Source organism: Nonomuraea antri, assembly GCF_013283785.1.
GTDB classification, from domain to species: Bacteria; Actinomycetota; Actinomycetes; order Streptosporangiales; family Streptosporangiaceae; genus Nonomuraea; species Nonomuraea antri.
On the sequence record NZ_JABCPZ010000538.1, the window covers coordinates 1 to 1,304 of the forward strand.

Annotated in this window: 1 protein-coding gene; it reads left to right on the plus strand. The window is 68.4% G+C overall.

Annotation, left to right across the window (positions count from 1 at the left end; genetic code table 11):
- The first annotated feature begins 301 nt into the window (after window positions 1–301).
- Window positions 302–1,171 carry a LysR family transcriptional regulator gene (locus tag HII36_RS55210; protein ID WP_173531391.1) on the plus strand — a complete coding sequence of 290 codons (870 nt, stop codon included), beginning with the start codon at window positions 302–304 and terminating at the stop codon, window positions 1,169–1,171.
- The last annotated feature ends 133 nt before the right edge of the window (window positions 1,172–1,304 follow it).

Here is a 1,304-nt window from a genome sequence, read left to right on the forward strand (position 1 = left end):
GGACTGGCCGTAGCCGGGCGGCGGCCACGGCAACGAGGGAGGCCGCTGAGGCTGGTTCGGCTCCTGTGGCGGGGGTGGATATTGCCCGTTCCCTGTCACCGTGTCTCCCCCTTTACCCGGTTGTCTGTAATGCACAGCTTTGCGCCGCGACTTGACGGACCTTTGCCAAATTTGGGGCAAAAGCATACTGATGTATCACCCGTCACGGATGTAGCAGTGCTCGGTTACAGTCCGAAATCATTCGAGGTGATCTCGGTTATCTCCCGGTCCCGGCGGTGGGCGGTGTCCTAGCTTCTTTGGCATGAATCTCCAGCAGCTCCGCTATGTGGTCGCGACTGCGGAGCACCGCACCATGACCGACGCGGCCAGGTCGCTGTACATCGCGCAGCCCGCACTGTCACGCGCGATCCGGGATCTGGAGCGAGAGCTCGGCACGACGCTCTTCGCCCGCTCAGGTCGTGGCGTGGTGGTCACCGCGCAGGGCCGCCGGGTGGTCAAGCTGGCGCGGGAGGCACTCGACGCGGTTCACGAGATCGAGAGCCTGGCCAACCATGGCACATCGACGGAGGCGGAACTTCGCATCGCCTCCACCCCGAGCCTCGAACCCGGCCTCGCAGGACGGCTTCTGCCCGCCTACGCGGCCGAGCACCCGGGAGTACGCGTGCACATCGTGCGTTGCGACGGCCGTGACGGCGTCGTCAACGCCATCAGGGACCAACGGGCCGACCTCGGTCTGACCGATCTGCCCGTCCCCACCGACCTGATCACCCACCCACTCGAACGCCAGGAGATCGTCCTGATCTCCCCGCCCGGGCTCGACCTGCCGAACCCGGTGCCCATGGGCAAGCTCCACGGCATGCGCCTGGCGCTCCCCGCCCGCGGCAGCATGCGGCGCAGGGAACTCGACGCGATGTTCGGCAAGTACTCGGTCAACCCTGTCGTGGTCGTCGAAACCGACGAACGCAACGGCTGGCTGAACGCGGTACGCGCCGGTCAGGCGTCGCTGCTGTGGTACCGCGGAATGGCGGAACAGGCGGCTCGCGCCGGCCTGGTCGTGCGATCACTCGAACCGGCCGTGCGCCGCGTGATCGCCGTCATCCACGCCCGTCGCCGTCTGCCGCTGATCGCCCAGGACTTCCTGGCCACCGCCGAGAAGGGCACCGCTGCCTGACCCGGCTCCCGTCGTCCTTCGCCCGCCCGGGGGACGACGGCGCACCGCCCGACTGCGCCTGCCCGAGTGACGACGGCGTCGCTCTGGCATCGGGCACCACCGTCCATCCCTTCCGCGCCCGCCCGCGGAACCC

Coding starts and splice junctions, on each gene's coding strand:
- HII36_RS55210 (WP_173531391.1), top strand. CDS start 302: ATGAATCTCCAGCAGCTCCGCTATGTGGTCGCGACTGCGGAGCACCGC.